Here is a 12,740-nt window from a genome sequence, read left to right as displayed (position 1 = left end):
GCTCGGTCTTGCCCGCGAAGTGGTGGTAGAGCGCCCCCTTGGTCACGCCGGCCGCGGCGACGATCTCGGCGAGCCCGACGTCCGCGTAGCCGCGTTCGGAGAAGAGGCGCCGCCCTTCCCCGAGCAGTGCCTGCCGGGTCTGTTCGCGCCGCTGGGCGCGGACGCCGTCCTGCCGCATGACGGACTCCTTGTTGACATACCGATGGTACGTGAATAGCGTGGTTGGCATACCGATGGTACGCGAAAGGGTCCGCCATGAGAACGACCAGCTTCTACCCGGTGATCGGCACCGCCGCCCTCGCCGGGCCCGCGCAGGCTGATGTACCAGTCGGCCTCGAAGGCGATCCCGAAGCCCAGGAGCCGGGTGTAGAAGTCCCGCGACTCCGCCAGGGCGGCGGCGAGCTCGCCCTCCTCGACCACACCCACCCGACGATCCCCGAGGGTCACCGCACCCCAGTCCAGGGGCTGCTGCTCAACTTCGAGGTGGCGGACGTGGACGCGGAGTGGGAGCGGCTCGTGGTCCGCGAGGGACTGCGCCCCGCACTGACGCTGCGCAGCGAGGACTTCGGTCAGCGCCACTTCATCGTCCCCGACCCGAACGGCGTCCTCATCGACGTCATCACACGCTCGGTCTTGCCCGCGAAGTGGTGGTAGAGCGCCCCCTTGGTCACGCCGGCCGCGGCGACGATCTCGGCGAGCCCGACGTCCGCGTAGCCGCGTTCGGAGAAGAGGCGCCGCCCTTCCCCGAGCAGTGCCTGCCGGGTCTGTTCGCGCCGCTGGGCGCGGACGCCGTCCTGCCGCATGACGGACTCCTTGTTGACATACCGATGGTACGTGAATAGCGTGGTTGGCATACCGATGGTACGCGAAAGGGTCCGCCATGAGAACGACCAGCTTCTACCCGGTGATCGGCACCGCCGCCCTGGCGGAGTCGCGGGACTTCTACACCCGGCTCCTGGGCTTCGGGATCGCCTTCGAGGCCGACTGGTACATCAGCCTGCGCGGGCCCGGCGAGGGCGGCGGCGAGCTCGCCCTCCTCGACCACACCCACCCGACGATCCCCGAGGGTCACCGCACCCCAGTCCAGGGGCTGCTGCTCAACTTCGAGGTGGCGGACGTGGACGCGGAGTGGGAGCGGCTCGTGGTCCGCGAGGGACTGCGCCCCGCACTGACGCTGCGCAGCGAGGACTTCGGTCAGCGCCACTTCATCGTCCCCGACCCGAACGGCGTCCTCATCGACGTCATCACACCGATCGAGCCCACCGAGGAGTACGCCCGGCTGTACACCTGAGCGGCCCGCCCGGTGAGTGCCGCGGGCACCGCCGCGTGACCCGTCTCACATTCCGCGGGCGATGAGATCGCGGGCCCGCGGACGTCTCCCCTGTACGACGCGCCCGGTACGGCGGGTGCGTCGCGAACCGAAGGGACACGACGCCATGACCGCACCCGTGAAGGGCCCCGCCAGCTACTTCCCGTCCATCGAGAAGAAGTACGGCCACCCGGTCGCGCACTGGCAGGACCTCATCCGCGCCTCGCCCCTCACCAGGCACATGGAACTCGTCGCCTGGCTCAAGGCGGAGCACGGTCTGGGCCACGGCCACGCCAACGCCCTGGTCGCGCACACCCTCGCCGAGCGCGCCGGGACGTGACGCGGCGCCCGCGGGGCCGGAAGCGGCGGCAGGGACGGAGAGCGCTGCCGGGCGGCCGCGCCGCGCAGGGAGCGCGGACCACCCGGCACCGGCGGGGCCGGTACGGCTAGTTCGGCTAGTACGGCTTCGCGAGGACGTGCGCCGCGCCGGGAATGCCCACCTTCAGGAGCTCGTCCTCCTCGGGCGTCGTCGGCAGGCCGGTCTCCTGGCGGAGCACGGCCCGGGACATCGCCTGGACCCACAGCGCGCGCGGGCGGCGCCGGGCCTCCCAGGCGGCCAGGGCGGCGGGGACGTCCGGCGCGCCGTCCAGGGACTCGGCCAGCACGACGGCGTCCTCGACGGCCATGGCGGCGCCCTGCGCGATGTGCGGTGTGGAGGCGTGGGCCGCGTCGCCGGCGAGGACCACCCTGCCCACGTGCCAGGGCGCGTCGACCGTCACCTGGGAGATCCGCGAGTACACCACGGCCGACGGGTCGGTCGCCGTGGCGAGGGCCTCGGCCACCGGGCCCGAGAACATCGCCAGCCTCCCCGCCAGCTGCTCGTGGGCCCGCTCCGGGTCCGGCCGGAAGTCGGGCTCCTCGGCGAACACGGCGCCCAGGTACATCAGTTCGCCGGTGATCGGGGTGAGGAGCGCCTTGGCCTCCTGACCCGCGGTGCTCATCACCACACCCTGCACCTCGGGCAGCCGCGGCACGGTCACCCGCCAGTTGGCGAAGCCGGTGTACTCCGGCGCGAAGCGGTCGCCGTAGAGACGGGTGCGCAGCGGGGAGCCGATCCCGTCGAAGCCGACCACCAGGTCCCAGCGCCCGGACGAGCCGTCGGAGAGGGTGACGTCGACGCCCTCCCCGTCGTCCGCGAGGTCGGTGACGGTGGCGGAGAAGCGGATCTTCGCGCCGGCAGCCGCGGCCGCGTCCCCCAGCACCCGTGCGAGGGCGGGCCGCGGGATGCCGTTGTTCGAGGGCGCGTCGCCCATCCGGGGCTGCGGGATGCGGGCGAGCGGGTTGCCCGCCGGGTCGGCGATGGTGAGGATCTCCCACTCGAAGCCGGCCTTCAGGCAGGCGTCGAGCACACCGATCTCCCGCATGACGTGCAGCGCGTTGGACGGCTGGATGATGCCGACGCCGAGGGCCTCCAGTCCGGGGCGGACTTCGGCGACCTCGACCGAGTGGCCGCGGCGGGCCAGCGCGGTGGCGAGGGTGAGGCCGCCTATGCCGCCGCCGTGGATCAGGACGCGCAGGGGTGATGCCATCAGGGGTCTCCAGGGGATGGGCCGCGGGGTACGGGCAGGGGCGGGGCGTCAGCCGGCCACGGGCAGGCTCATGAGGTGGTCGACGAGGGCGAGCAGCACGTCCCGGTCGAAGTCGCGCAGGCGGACGTCGCCGACCAGCAGCGGGACGTGCGGGTCGAGGTCGAGCGCCGTCCTGATCTCCTCCGGTGTACGGGTGTTGTGGCCGTGGAAGCAGTTGATGGCCACCACGAAGGGGATCTCCCGGCTCTCGAAGAAGTCGATCGAGGCGAAGGAGGTCTCCAGGCGCCGGGTGTCCGCGATGACCACACCGCCGAGCGCCCCGTTGACCAGGTCGTTCCACATGAACCAGAAGCGTTCCTGGCCCGGGGTGCCGAAGAGGTAGACGACGAGCTCGTCGCTGACCGTGATGCGACCGAAGTCCAGGGCGACGGTCGTCGTGTCCTTCGCGCCGATGCCGGCGAGGTCGTCGACGCCGACACTGGCCTTGGTGAGGTACTCCTCGGTCCGCAGCGGTGCGACCTCGCTGACCGCGCCGACCAGGGTCGTCTTGCCGACGCCGAAGCCGCCGGCGATGAGGATCTTGACGGCGGCGGGTGCCGCCTGACTGTTGGTCATGTGGGTTCAGAGTCTCCGGAGTCCGTCACGAACGGCGGCGAGCATGCTCCTGTCGGCGCCGCCCGCCGCGCGGGCCACCGTCAGGGGCGCGCGGGCGGTGAGAAGGCCCTGGCCGACCAGGTCGGCCAGAAGGATCTTGGTCACCGAGACCGGGAGGTCGAGGCCGGCCGCCACCTCGGCGACCGCCGAGGGCCGGCGGCAGCGCGCGAGGATCGCCCGGTGCTCGGGCTGGAGCCTGCCCGTGCGCAGCGGCACCCCGCGCTCGTCGAGCGGTTCGTCACGCGTCGTCAGCACCGTGATGAGCGTGAAGTCGTCCCGCTCGGGAGCGGTCCGGCCGCGCGTGATGGTGTACGGGCGCACCATGCTGCCCGCTCCGTCCTCCACGTACCCCTCGTCCTCCCAGTACGGGTTCACGCGCGCGGCCCGTCCCCGGTGCCGAACGCGTCGAACTCGCCGCGCACCGGGGTGCCGAGCTTCTGTCCGACCTGTTGGACGAGGTTGTGCATCGCCAGCGACATCACCTCCGCGTCGACCTCCTGGGACGCCACCACGGCCAGGTGGGTGCCCTGGCCGGCGGAGATGATGAAGAGCCACAGGTCGGACAGCTCCACGATCACCTGGTGCACGACGCCGCCGCCGAAGAGCTGGCCGACACCGCGGGCGAGGCTCTGCTGTCCGGTGCAGATGGCGGCCAGGCGCTCGGCGTCGGCGCGGTCGATGCTCCGCGAGTGACTCACCACCAGGCCGTCGTCGGAGAGCAGGACGGCGTTCCGGGTCTCGGCCACCGAGTCCACCAGGCCGTCGAGCAGCCAGTCGAGGTCCTGGTGGGTGGCGGTTGTGCGTGTCATGACCGTTCTTCTCTCGTGGGATGGGGAGGTACGGGCGGCGTGCCCGGTTCGGGCCGCGCCGGTGCGGACGTGTCGCCGGTGGCGCGTGCGGCCCGGGAGCGGCGCTGGAACGCGCCGATCGTGGCGCCGGCACGGCGCGGGACGGGGCGCAGCAGGGGGTCGTCCTGCCACCGCCGTGGCGCGGGTGCCACCGGCCGCGGGGCCGCCGGGTCGACGCGCAGTTCGTCGACGAGGCTGGCCTGGCGCACCCGGCGCGGCAGCGGCGGTTCGCCGCCGGGCGACGGGGTCTCCGCTCCGGGCGGGGTCTCCGCTCGGAGCGGGGTCTCCGCTCCGGGGGGCGGGAAGGCGGCCGCCGGTGCGCCGGGTGCGGCTGCCGGCGGCGGGAACGCGGTTCCCGGCGCCGGGAGTTCGCCTCCGGGTGCGGGACGCCCGGCTCCCGGCCGGGCGAAGGCGTCGGCGGCCGCGGCGCCGCCGGCCGGCGAAGGCTCGACGCGGCTCGGCCCGGTCGGCCCGTACGCGGAGGTCACCGGGCCGGGTCCGTGGTCCGCCGCCGGGGACAGGGCCGGGTAGCGGTTGCCACCGCCCGCGTAGGCCGGGGAGTTCGGGTCCGTGTAGGGCTGGAGTCCGGTGATGTACTGCTCGTCGCCCGCAGGGGAGTGTGCCTCCGCCCCGAGCGGGGCGCCCGCGGCGGGACCGTGGCCCGTGCCCGCGTAGGGGACCGCGGCTCCGAATCCCGGCGCGGCGAAGACGTCGTCCTCGGGGTCGTAGCCGGGCCGCGGCTGCGGATACGGCTCGTAGGCCCCGGGCCCGGCGGCGGCACCCGGCCCGGGGACGGGGTACGGGTGCGTGCCGGAGTCCGGCGCGGGAGCCGCGTAGGACTGCGGTCCGGGATCCGCCGCGGGAGCCGGGAAGGGCTGGGCGTCCGGCGTCCCCGCCGGGAAGGGCTGGGCGTCCGGCGTCCCCGCCGGGAAGGGCTGGGCGTCCGGCGCGGGAGCCGCGAAGGGCTGCGTGCCGGAGTCCGGCGCGGGAGCCGCGAAGGGCTGCGTGCCGGAGTCCGGCGCCCCCGCCGCGAAGGGCTGCGCGTCCGGCGCCCCCGCCGGGAAGGGCGGTTGTGTGCCGGGGTCCGGCGGGACGGGTACGCCGCCGGTGTGTCCGCCCGCGAACGGGGCCGCCGCTGCGGCCGTCTGCGGGTCCGCCGTGGCGAAGCCGTCGAACGGCCGGTCGGAGCCGTCGGCGGTCTCGGAGCCCGCCCCGTACGGTCCCGCGCCGTTCAGCGCGGTGACCTCGGCCAGCGCCCTGCCCTGCACCCGGCTGGGCAGCGCCCCCGTCCCGGCGGGCTCGGGGGTCTGCGCACGCTGCGCGGGCACGGCGGTGAGGGGCGCCGGTTCCTGGTCCGGGCCGCTCACGGTGAGCTCGTGCGGGACGAGGACCACGACGCGGGTTCCGCCGTACGCCGAGGAGCGGAACTCCACGCGCAGGCCGTACTGCGACGCGAGGCGGGCGATCACCTGGAGGCCGAGCCGGATGTCGTCGGAGTGGGCGAGCAGGTCGAGCCGGGGCGGACGGAGCATGAGCTCGTTGGCCTCGGCCAGCTGGTCCTCCTCCATGCCGAGGCCGCGGTCCTCCACCTCGATGGCGAGTCCGCGGCTGACCGAGGCCGCCCTGACCTCCACCGGGCTGGGCGGGCGCGAGAAGCTGAGCGCGTTCTCGATGAGCTCGGCCAGCACATGGGAGACCGGGCCGACCGCGCGGGCCGCGAGCCAGGGGCTGCCGTCGAGGTCGAGCACGACGCGCTGGTAGTCCTGCACCTCGCCCTGCGCGGAGCGCATCACGTCGAGCACGGCGACCGGCTTGCGCCAGCGCCGGTGCGGCGTGCCGCCCGCGAGGATGACGAGGTTCTCCTCGTAGCGCCGCAGGCGGGCGGTCAGGTGGTCGAGGTCGAAGAGGCCGTCGAGCACCTCCGGGTCCTCGTGCCGGCGCTCCAGCTCGTCGAGCCGCTTCAGCTGCTGGCCGATGAGCTGCTGGGTGCGGCGGGCGATGCGCTGGAGGAGGCGCTCGAAGCCCCGGTGCTGGTCGGCCTGCTTGACCGCGGCCGCCAGGGCACTGGTGCGGGCGAGGTTGAGGGCCTTGCCGAGCTGGGCCAGTTCGTCGGACGACGCGTCCGTGCCGCTGTCCTCGATGGCGCGGGCCTCCGCCTCCACGTCGATGCGTTCGCCGTTGGCGAGGCGTTCGACGACGTCGGGCAGTGCCTTCTGCAGCGCCTCGGCCTGTGCCTGGAGGCTGCTGATGCGCCGGCGGAGGCTGCGGGTGAGCCGCCAGGTGGTCCAGATGACGGCGATGACGGCGATCAGGCCGACGACGGTGGTGAGGACCATCTTCAGGAGGAGCGAGATGACGCTGTTCTTGCCGTTCTCGACGACCAGCGCGGTGCGGTGTTCGAGCAGTTCCTCCAGCTCGGGGGTGAGGGTGTCCATGGCGGCGCGCCAGGTGCCGCGGTCGGCGGTGAGCGGGACGGCGCCGTCGCGTCCGGCGTCGGCAGGACGCAGCACGGTGGACTCCACCTGCGTCTTCGCCTTCCATGCCTGGCTGCCGGTGATCTCCTGCCACATGGCCCGTTCGTCGTCGGGCAGGAAGGGCACGACCTTGGTGCTGTGCAGGAACGACTGCGCGGAGACGGCCTGCCGGACCTGCTGGAGGTCCTCGGACCCGAGCTCCCTCCTGCCCCAGCCACGGGCGAGCAGCGCATCGGTGCGGGAGATCATCTCCTTGGCCCAGAAGAGGTCGACGAGCGGCTGGGAGAGGGTGGTGATCCTGCCGTTGTCGACGTGGCTGAGGGCGGTGAACAGCCGGAGGTCCACGGCGATCAGGTCGGTGTAGTACCGGTAGACCGCTTCCTGCTGGTCGCTGTCGCCGCCGTCCACCAGGGAGCGCTGGGCGGGGAGTTGGCCGATGGCCTCGCGGGCCTCGGACACGGCCTCCAGGACTTCGGCGGGGGCGTCGTCGGCGGAGACGTCCGACGCGGACCGGAAGGTCTCGACGGCCTCGTCCGTCCTGACCCGCTGCTCGGCGAGCGCCTCCGCGGCGCCGCGCTGCCGGGCGAGGACCTCGGCGCTGAGCCTCCGCTCCTCCTGGAGGTTGTAGTACACGAGGTTGGACGGCTGTCCCGCCTTCTCGGCCAACTGCCCCTGGGCTGCCTGCCGTTGGAAGTCGAGAAAGGTCTGACCGCTGGTGACGGCCCACAGGGCGACCAGCGCGATGCCGGGGACGAAGGCCAGGACCAGCAGAGCTGTCCGCAGCGACATGGAAGTCGTGCCGGTCCGCCGTGACGCGCGCGTGCGCAGAGCGATCTCCTTGAGGAGGGGTCAGTCTGATGACTGATCAGATCCGTGCAGAACTACGACGCGTGAATACTAGTCACACCGCGAAACCGCCCAGGAAGCGCCCCCACACAAGCAACACCGTTCAGACACAAGGCCGTTACTCGACACACCGCGTCAACTCCTGGGATATGCAGGGGAGTAGTGGGAGGAGCCCTCGCGCACCCGTCGGCCCGTCGCACAGCCCGAGCCCTCCCGCCGAGGCATCCATAAACTGCGCCCCCACCGCCCGCGAGGGGCGAACCGTCGATTCCGGTCCCCCGGCGCGCATCCCCCGCACACCGGCGACACCGCCATGCCCGCGTTCGCACCCGTCAAGCGGAACGAGGGGGTCGATCGGCGCCGCCCCGCGCACAACCCTTGAGGCGTGCAGACGACAGCGTCAGCTTGGAGGGCAGTTGCGTGGTCCAGGCCAAGGTGAGGCCTGGTGAAGAACCGCAGAGCCGCCGCCATCGGATCCCACTTCGCTCTCGCAAGCACCCCGGCGACGGGACTGCTGACCCGCTCCCCGGCCGCCGGGGCCGCCCCCGCCCCGCTGCCACCGGTGACGCCCACGCCCCAGTCCAGGCGCCCGCGTCCTGACCCGGGTCCGCAGGGGAGCGAGGGGCGGCCGCCGCGGCCGCCCCTCGCGGCGGTCAGGCGATCCGGGTGCCGGTGCCGCTGACGCGGACGCGGGCGTCGCCCTCGCGCAGCTCCACCGTCAGCACACCCGGCCGCCCCATGTCGGCGCCCTGGTGCAGGGTGAGCACCGAGGCGGCGGGGACGAGGCCGAACTCCCGGGCGTACGCGCCGAAGGCGCCGGCCGCCGCACCTGTCGCGGCGTCCTCCACGACACCGCCCACCGGGAAGGGGTCGCGGACGTGGAACACGGTGCGGGACTCGCGCCACACCAGCTGGAGCGTGGTCAGGCCGAGCCGGTGCATCAGGGCTTCGAGGCGTGCGAAGTCGTAGGAGAGGTCCGCGAGCCGTTCCCTGGTGGCCGCCCCGATCACGAGGTGGCGGGCGCCCGCGAAGGCGATGCGGGGCGGCAGGGACGGGTCGAGGTCTCCGGCGGGCCAGTCGAGGGCGGCGAGCGCCTCGGCGAGGTCGGCGTCGCCGATCTCCTCGGTGTGCGGCTCGACGGTGGTGAGCGTGGCCCGCAGCACACCGTCGTCCTCCGTGACGCTCACCGGCACCGTGCCGGCGGGCGTGGCGAACACGAGGTCGCCGGGGCCGGAGCGTTCGGCGAGCGCGACGGAGGCCGCCACGGTGGCGTGGCCGCAGAACGGCACCTCCGCCTTCGGGCTGAAGAAGCGGAGGGTGAACGCGCGTGTGCCCGCGCCGCCGAGGCCCTCGGGCGGGTCGGTGAGGAACGCGGTCTCGCTGTAGCCGAGGCGGGCGGCGATGGCGAGCATGGCGTCGTCGGCGAGCCCGCCGGCGTCCAGGACGACCCCGGCACGGTTGCCGCCGGCGGGGTCGGCGGAGAAGGCGGTGTAGTGCAGGATCTCGGGCTCTGTCGTCATGATCGCTGCAACCGGGCACTCCCCCGGATTGTTCCCCGCCCCCGCCGGGCGGCGGACCGTCAGCGGGCGACCACCACCGTGCGCTGTGCCGAGAAGTCGCCCCAGGTGCCGTCGGGGAGCCGGGCGCGGAGTTTGATGCTGTAGCGGGTGCCCGGGGGGTCGGTGACGGTCATCGTGTACGTGACGCGGGGACCGGCCGGCTGGGCGCCCCAGACGATGGTCGTCGCCTGCTCGCCGTCGAGGAAGAGCTGGTGCTCCTTGACCGGCGCCCCGGTGTCGGGCGGGATCCAGGAGAGGTCGATGCGGCCCTTGTGCGCCGTCGCCTCCAGGCCGGCCGGTGCGGTGCTCGGGCCGTCGCCGGGGCCGGGTGCGGTGGTGAGGTCGACGGCCGGGCTGTCCGGGGAGGAGTTCTCCGAGGCGTCCCGGGCGCGGACGGTGAAGGTGTACACGGTGCCGGGGCGCAGGTTGGTGACGCGGGCGGTGGTCTCGTCGCCGGGCACGCTGTGGACGCGGGCGTCCTCCTGGTAGATGTCGTACGCGGTGACCCGGGTGTCGTCCCGGGACGCGCCCCAGGTGAGCGTGACGGCGCGGCTGCCGTCCACGGTGCCGCGCGGCCGGAGCGGCGCGGTGGGGGCCGTGCGGTCGTCGGGCGCCGCGGCGGGGGTGGTCACGGACACGGCGGTGCTCGGTGCGGACAGGTTGCCCGCGGCGTCACGGGCCCGGACGGTGAAGCGGTAGGCGGTCCTCGGGTTGAGGCCCTCCACGTCGGTCATGTGCTTGGCGCCCGGCAGGGTCTTCACCCGCTCGCCCTGCTGGTAGACCTCGTAGCCGGCGACCTCGGTGTCGTCGGTGGAGTGGTCCCACATGACGTGGACGGAGGTGGCGCTGCCGGCCTGGGCGGTGACGCCGGCGGGTGGGGTGGGGGGATCGGTGTCCTTGTCCTCGCCACCGCAGGCGGCGAGGAGGAAGAGGGCGGTGCAGGCCAACACGGCCGGTGTGGGGGGACGTTGCACGGTCGGTCCTCCGCGGGCGACGGGCAGGTGTGGGTGACAGGCTGCCAGTCGCCGGCAGATTGGTCCAGACCTATGCGGCGGTGTGATCGCACCGCCCGGCACCGGCGGCCACCCCGCCGGCCCGTCGGTCGCCCGGCCCGGTACGCGCGCTCACCCGCGCCGGGCGCCCTTGCGGCGGAAGAACCCCCGGCCCCGGTGCGCCGTCCGCTCGGCCGCGGCGATCCTCTCCGGCAGCGGCCGGGGACCGGCCTCGGTGTGCACCGGGCTCTCCGGGCCACGTGACTCCAGGGGCCGCAGCAGGTCCAGCGCCTCCCCCGGCTCGCCGCACGCCACCAGCGCGTCGGCGAGCAGCAGCGTGCTGCGGAGGGTTTCGGCGTCGTCCGTGCCGAGCATCTGGGCCCGGCCGGTGACGACTCTCCGCAGCACCGTCGCGGCGTCGCCGGGGCGGCCGCACTTGAGCAGGCAGTCCGCCCAGTGGTGTTCGGCGGTGAAGGTGACCGGGGAGTCGCCCCGGGTCTCGGCCCGGGCGCGGGCGATCCGTTCGAGGAACTCCAGGGCCTCGGCGTGCCGCCCGACGAACCCCAGCCGGTAGGCGAGCGCCTGGAGCGTGGCGATCGCGTCCGCGCCGGTGTCGCCGAGGGTCCGGGCCCAGTCGGCGGCGATCTCGCGGCACAGCCGGATCGAGTCCTCCGCCTCCTGCATGGCCCACAGGCAGTCGGCCATCGCCTGGCGGGCCCGCAGCGTGCTGTCGTCGTCCGGCCCCCGCATCAGGGTGCGGCGCCGGACGATGGTGCGGTACTCCCGCAGCGCCTCCTCCAGACTGCCCGATCTGCGCAGGCCGTCGGCCGCCGCCGCCTGCCTCTCGCTCTCGGCGGCGTGCTCGCGCAGGCGCTTCGCGGCCCGCGACTCCCCGAGGGCGCGCAGCGGCGGCATCTCCAGCACGGCGGCCGTGAAATCGGCCGAGGGGCGGGCCTCGGGCTGCTTGGCGAGCAGGGCCTCCACCAGCCGCTGGAGGGCGTGCGGGATGTCGGCGCGCAGGGTGTGCAGCGGACGGGGCCTCGCGTGCGCGTGCAGTTCGCCCAGGTCGCCCCCCGGCCGCTCGCGTGCGAACACGTGCTGTCCGGTGAGGAGTTCGTAGGCGACGCAGCCGAACGCGTACATGTCGCTGAGCGTGGTGTCCACGGCGCCGGGCGCCCAGCGCTCCGGGGCGAGATAGGCGGGGGTGCCGACGACGCCCGTCCCGGTGAGGTCGGTGGCGCTGTGGTCGCCCAGGAACTTCGCGATCCCGAAGTCGCAGAGTTTGGCCTCCTTCTCGTCCACGATCATGATGTTCGCCGGCTTGACGTCCCGGTGGAGGATGCCGTGGCTGTGTGCGTGCGCCAGCCCCTTGGCCAGCTGCCACAGCATCAGGGTGGTCTCGGGCACGCTCCAGGAGCGGCGGTCGGCGAGCAGCCGGTCGAGGCTGCGGCCGTCGACGTACTCCATGACCAGGTACGCGCTGTCGCCGTGGATGCCCGAGTCCAGCAGCCCGACGACGTAACGGCTGTTGGCCCGCCCCATCGCCTGCATCTCGCGGGCGAAACGCTTGGCGCCCTCCGCGTCGTCGACCCGCGGCAGCATGGTCTTCACGGCGACCGTGTCGCCGGTCCCCCCGTCGACCGCCTGGCGCACCTCGCCCATCCCCCCGTTGCCCAGGAGGCGTCCGAGCGTGTAGCGGCCGCCCAGCACCGTGCCCTGCTGCATGCCCGCTTCCCCTCTTCTCTTTCTCTCCTCAGCCCCGCGCGGTGTGCACCCACGCGCGCACATGGACGGTCCGCCCGGCGACCTGGTACGCCGGGGCCACCGCGTGGCTCATCGGCAGGCCCGGGTCGGACTTGTGCCACAGGTCGTAGGCGTCCGGATCGTACGGCCGCCCCGCCGGGACCTCGAAGTCCCACCGGTGCACCCCGCCGAGCCGGCCGATCCGGAAGCGCAGCGCGGACACCTCCTGCCAGGCCCTGCCCACGTCGGGCAGGGCGTCGGGGTCGCCGGTGACGCCCGCGGCCGCCTGCCGCCACTCCGCGGGGGACGAGGGCTGGGCCGCGAACGCCAGCCGGCACAGGACCGAGGTGAGCCGCGCGTGCGCCTCGTGGCGATCCGCCGCCGCCCGCTCGCCGAACGCCGTCCGCGCGGCGCTCCCCGCGAGTTCGTCGATCCTGCGGCGCACGTCCGTGTACCAGGTGGCCGCCTCGTGGTGGGCCGCGTCCTTCTCCGTGGTGGTGTCCTGGCGCACCCGCTGGAGCGCCTGGCGCATCAGGTCCAGCTGCTCGTCCTGGCGGGCGATCCGCTCGTCCTGGCGGGCCACCCTGCGCCGCAGGCGCTCCAGCTCCTCGCGCATCTTGCGCACCGGGCCGATCAGGTCGAGGACCGACCGGCTCGGCTCCGGGTCGTCGGCGTGCCGGGACCCGGGCGGGCCGCTCGGGTCCCGGCACGCCGACGACCCGGAGC

13 protein-coding genes and 1 pseudogene are annotated in these 12,740 nt (G+C 74.0%); 3 read left to right on the top strand and 11 right to left on the bottom strand.

Translation table 11 applies throughout. The annotated features are described in order from the left end of the window. The coding region (locus EAO77_RS00875; protein ID WP_147986228.1) for a TetR family transcriptional regulator at positions 1-178 on the bottom strand (178 nt) is incomplete at its 3' end. Between the two features lie 77 nt (positions 179-255). On the opposite strand from EAO77_RS00875, the gene EAO77_RS00870 reads away from it, so the two are divergent. Continuing rightward, positions 256-654 (top strand): glyoxalase/bleomycin resistance/extradiol dioxygenase family protein, encoded by a 399-nt coding sequence (locus EAO77_RS00870; RefSeq protein ID WP_147986227.1) that lies wholly within the window; start codon positions 256-258, stop codon positions 652-654. On the opposite strand, the pseudogene EAO77_RS00865 reads toward EAO77_RS00870, so the two are convergent. Continuing rightward, positions 627-803: pseudogene (locus tag EAO77_RS00865) on the bottom strand (TetR family transcriptional regulator); the annotation flags it as partial. The gene EAO77_RS00870 and the pseudogene EAO77_RS00865 overlap by 28 nt on opposite strands. A 77-nt stretch (positions 804-880) precedes the next feature. On the opposite strand from EAO77_RS00865, the gene EAO77_RS00860 reads away from it, so the two are divergent. After that, the gene (locus EAO77_RS00860; RefSeq protein ID WP_147986226.1) at positions 881-1,291 is read left to right on the top strand and encodes a VOC family protein; all 411 of its coding nucleotides are present in this window, start codon (positions 881-883) and stop codon (positions 1,289-1,291) included. A 145-nt stretch (positions 1,292-1,436) separates the two neighbouring features. Further along, positions 1,437-1,649 carry a DUF4287 domain-containing protein gene (locus EAO77_RS00855; RefSeq protein WP_147986225.1) on the top strand — a complete coding sequence of 71 codons (213 nt, stop codon included), beginning with the start codon at positions 1,437-1,439 and terminating at the stop codon, positions 1,647-1,649. A 115-nt stretch (positions 1,650-1,764) separates the two neighbouring features. Here EAO77_RS00855 and EAO77_RS00850 read toward each other — a convergent pair whose 3' ends face one another. The 9 genes from EAO77_RS00850 to EAO77_RS38355 form a co-directional block, all read right to left on the bottom strand. Then, positions 1,765-2,898, bottom strand: coding sequence for an FAD-dependent monooxygenase (locus EAO77_RS00850; RefSeq protein ID WP_147986224.1), 1,134 nt, complete (start codon positions 2,896-2,898; stop codon positions 1,765-1,767). 48 nt (positions 2,899-2,946) lie between these two features. Continuing rightward, positions 2,947-3,513, bottom strand: coding sequence for a GTP-binding protein (locus EAO77_RS00845; RefSeq protein WP_147986223.1), 567 nt, complete (start codon positions 3,511-3,513; stop codon positions 2,947-2,949). A gap of 6 nt (positions 3,514-3,519) precedes the next feature. Continuing rightward, a complete protein-coding gene (locus tag EAO77_RS00840) occupies positions 3,520-3,876 on the bottom strand; it encodes a DUF742 domain-containing protein (RefSeq protein ID WP_147986229.1) in 357 nt (118 codons plus the stop codon). 47 nt (positions 3,877-3,923) lie between these two features. Beyond that, positions 3,924-4,361, bottom strand: a complete 438-nt coding sequence (locus EAO77_RS00835; RefSeq protein WP_147986222.1) for a roadblock/LC7 domain-containing protein — start codon at positions 4,359-4,361, stop codon at positions 3,924-3,926. After that, the gene (locus tag EAO77_RS00830) at positions 4,358-7,663 is read right to left on the bottom strand and encodes a nitrate- and nitrite sensing domain-containing protein (RefSeq protein ID WP_261993751.1); all 3,306 of its coding nucleotides are present in this window, start codon (positions 7,661-7,663) and stop codon (positions 4,358-4,360) included. Before EAO77_RS00830 ends, EAO77_RS00835 begins: the two co-directional genes overlap by 4 nt. Positions 7,664-8,373: 710 nt before the next feature. After that, the gene (locus tag EAO77_RS00825; protein ID WP_147986221.1) at positions 8,374-9,240 is read right to left on the bottom strand and encodes a PhzF family phenazine biosynthesis protein; all 867 of its coding nucleotides are present in this window, start codon (positions 9,238-9,240) and stop codon (positions 8,374-8,376) included. A gap of 59 nt (positions 9,241-9,299) precedes the next feature. Beyond that, a complete protein-coding gene (locus EAO77_RS00820) occupies positions 9,300-10,253 on the bottom strand; it encodes a fibronectin type III domain-containing protein (protein ID WP_147986220.1) in 954 nt (317 codons plus the stop codon). A gap of 150 nt (positions 10,254-10,403) precedes the next feature. Next, entirely contained in the window at positions 10,404-11,996 is a 1,593-nt protein-coding gene (locus EAO77_RS00815; RefSeq protein WP_187283075.1) for a serine/threonine-protein kinase, read from the bottom strand. 28 nt (positions 11,997-12,024) lie between these two features. Continuing rightward, a partial coding sequence (locus tag EAO77_RS38355; protein ID WP_187283074.1) for a hypothetical protein occupies positions 12,025-12,740 on the bottom strand: 716 nt, incomplete at its 5' end.

Source organism: Streptomyces sp. T39, assembly GCF_008042045.1.
In the GTDB taxonomy this organism is placed as follows: Bacteria; Actinomycetota; Actinomycetes; order Streptomycetales; family Streptomycetaceae; genus Streptomyces.
This window is presented reverse-complemented; position numbering and strand designations above follow the sequence as displayed.

Bases quoted from the DNA above. Each gene is read 5' to 3' on its own strand.
- EAO77_RS00835 (WP_147986222.1), bottom strand. From the start codon at position 4,361: ATGACACGCACAACCGCCACCCACCAGGACCTCGACTGGCTGCTCGAC.
- EAO77_RS00825 (WP_147986221.1), bottom strand. From the start codon at position 9,240: ATGACGACAGAGCCCGAGATCCTGCACTACACCGCCTTCTCCGCCGAC.
- EAO77_RS00815 (WP_187283075.1), bottom strand. From the start codon at position 11,996: ATGCAGCAGGGCACGGTGCTGGGCGGCCGCTACACGCTCGGACGCCTC.
- EAO77_RS00850 (WP_147986224.1), bottom strand. From the start codon at position 2,898: ATGGCATCACCCCTGCGCGTCCTGATCCACGGCGGCGGCATAGGCGGC.
- EAO77_RS00860 (WP_147986226.1), top strand. From the start codon at position 881: ATGAGAACGACCAGCTTCTACCCGGTGATCGGCACCGCCGCCCTGGCG.
- EAO77_RS00870 (WP_147986227.1), top strand. From the start codon at position 256: ATGAGAACGACCAGCTTCTACCCGGTGATCGGCACCGCCGCCCTCGCC.
- EAO77_RS00845 (WP_147986223.1), bottom strand. From the start codon at position 3,513: ATGACCAACAGTCAGGCGGCACCCGCCGCCGTCAAGATCCTCATCGCC.
- EAO77_RS00855 (WP_147986225.1), top strand. From the start codon at position 1,437: ATGACCGCACCCGTGAAGGGCCCCGCCAGCTACTTCCCGTCCATCGAG.
- EAO77_RS00830 (WP_261993751.1), bottom strand. From the start codon at position 7,663: ATGTCGCTGCGGACAGCTCTGCTGGTCCTGGCCTTCGTCCCCGGCATC.
- EAO77_RS00840 (WP_147986229.1), bottom strand. From the start codon at position 3,876: ATGGTGCGCCCGTACACCATCACGCGCGGCCGGACCGCTCCCGAGCGG.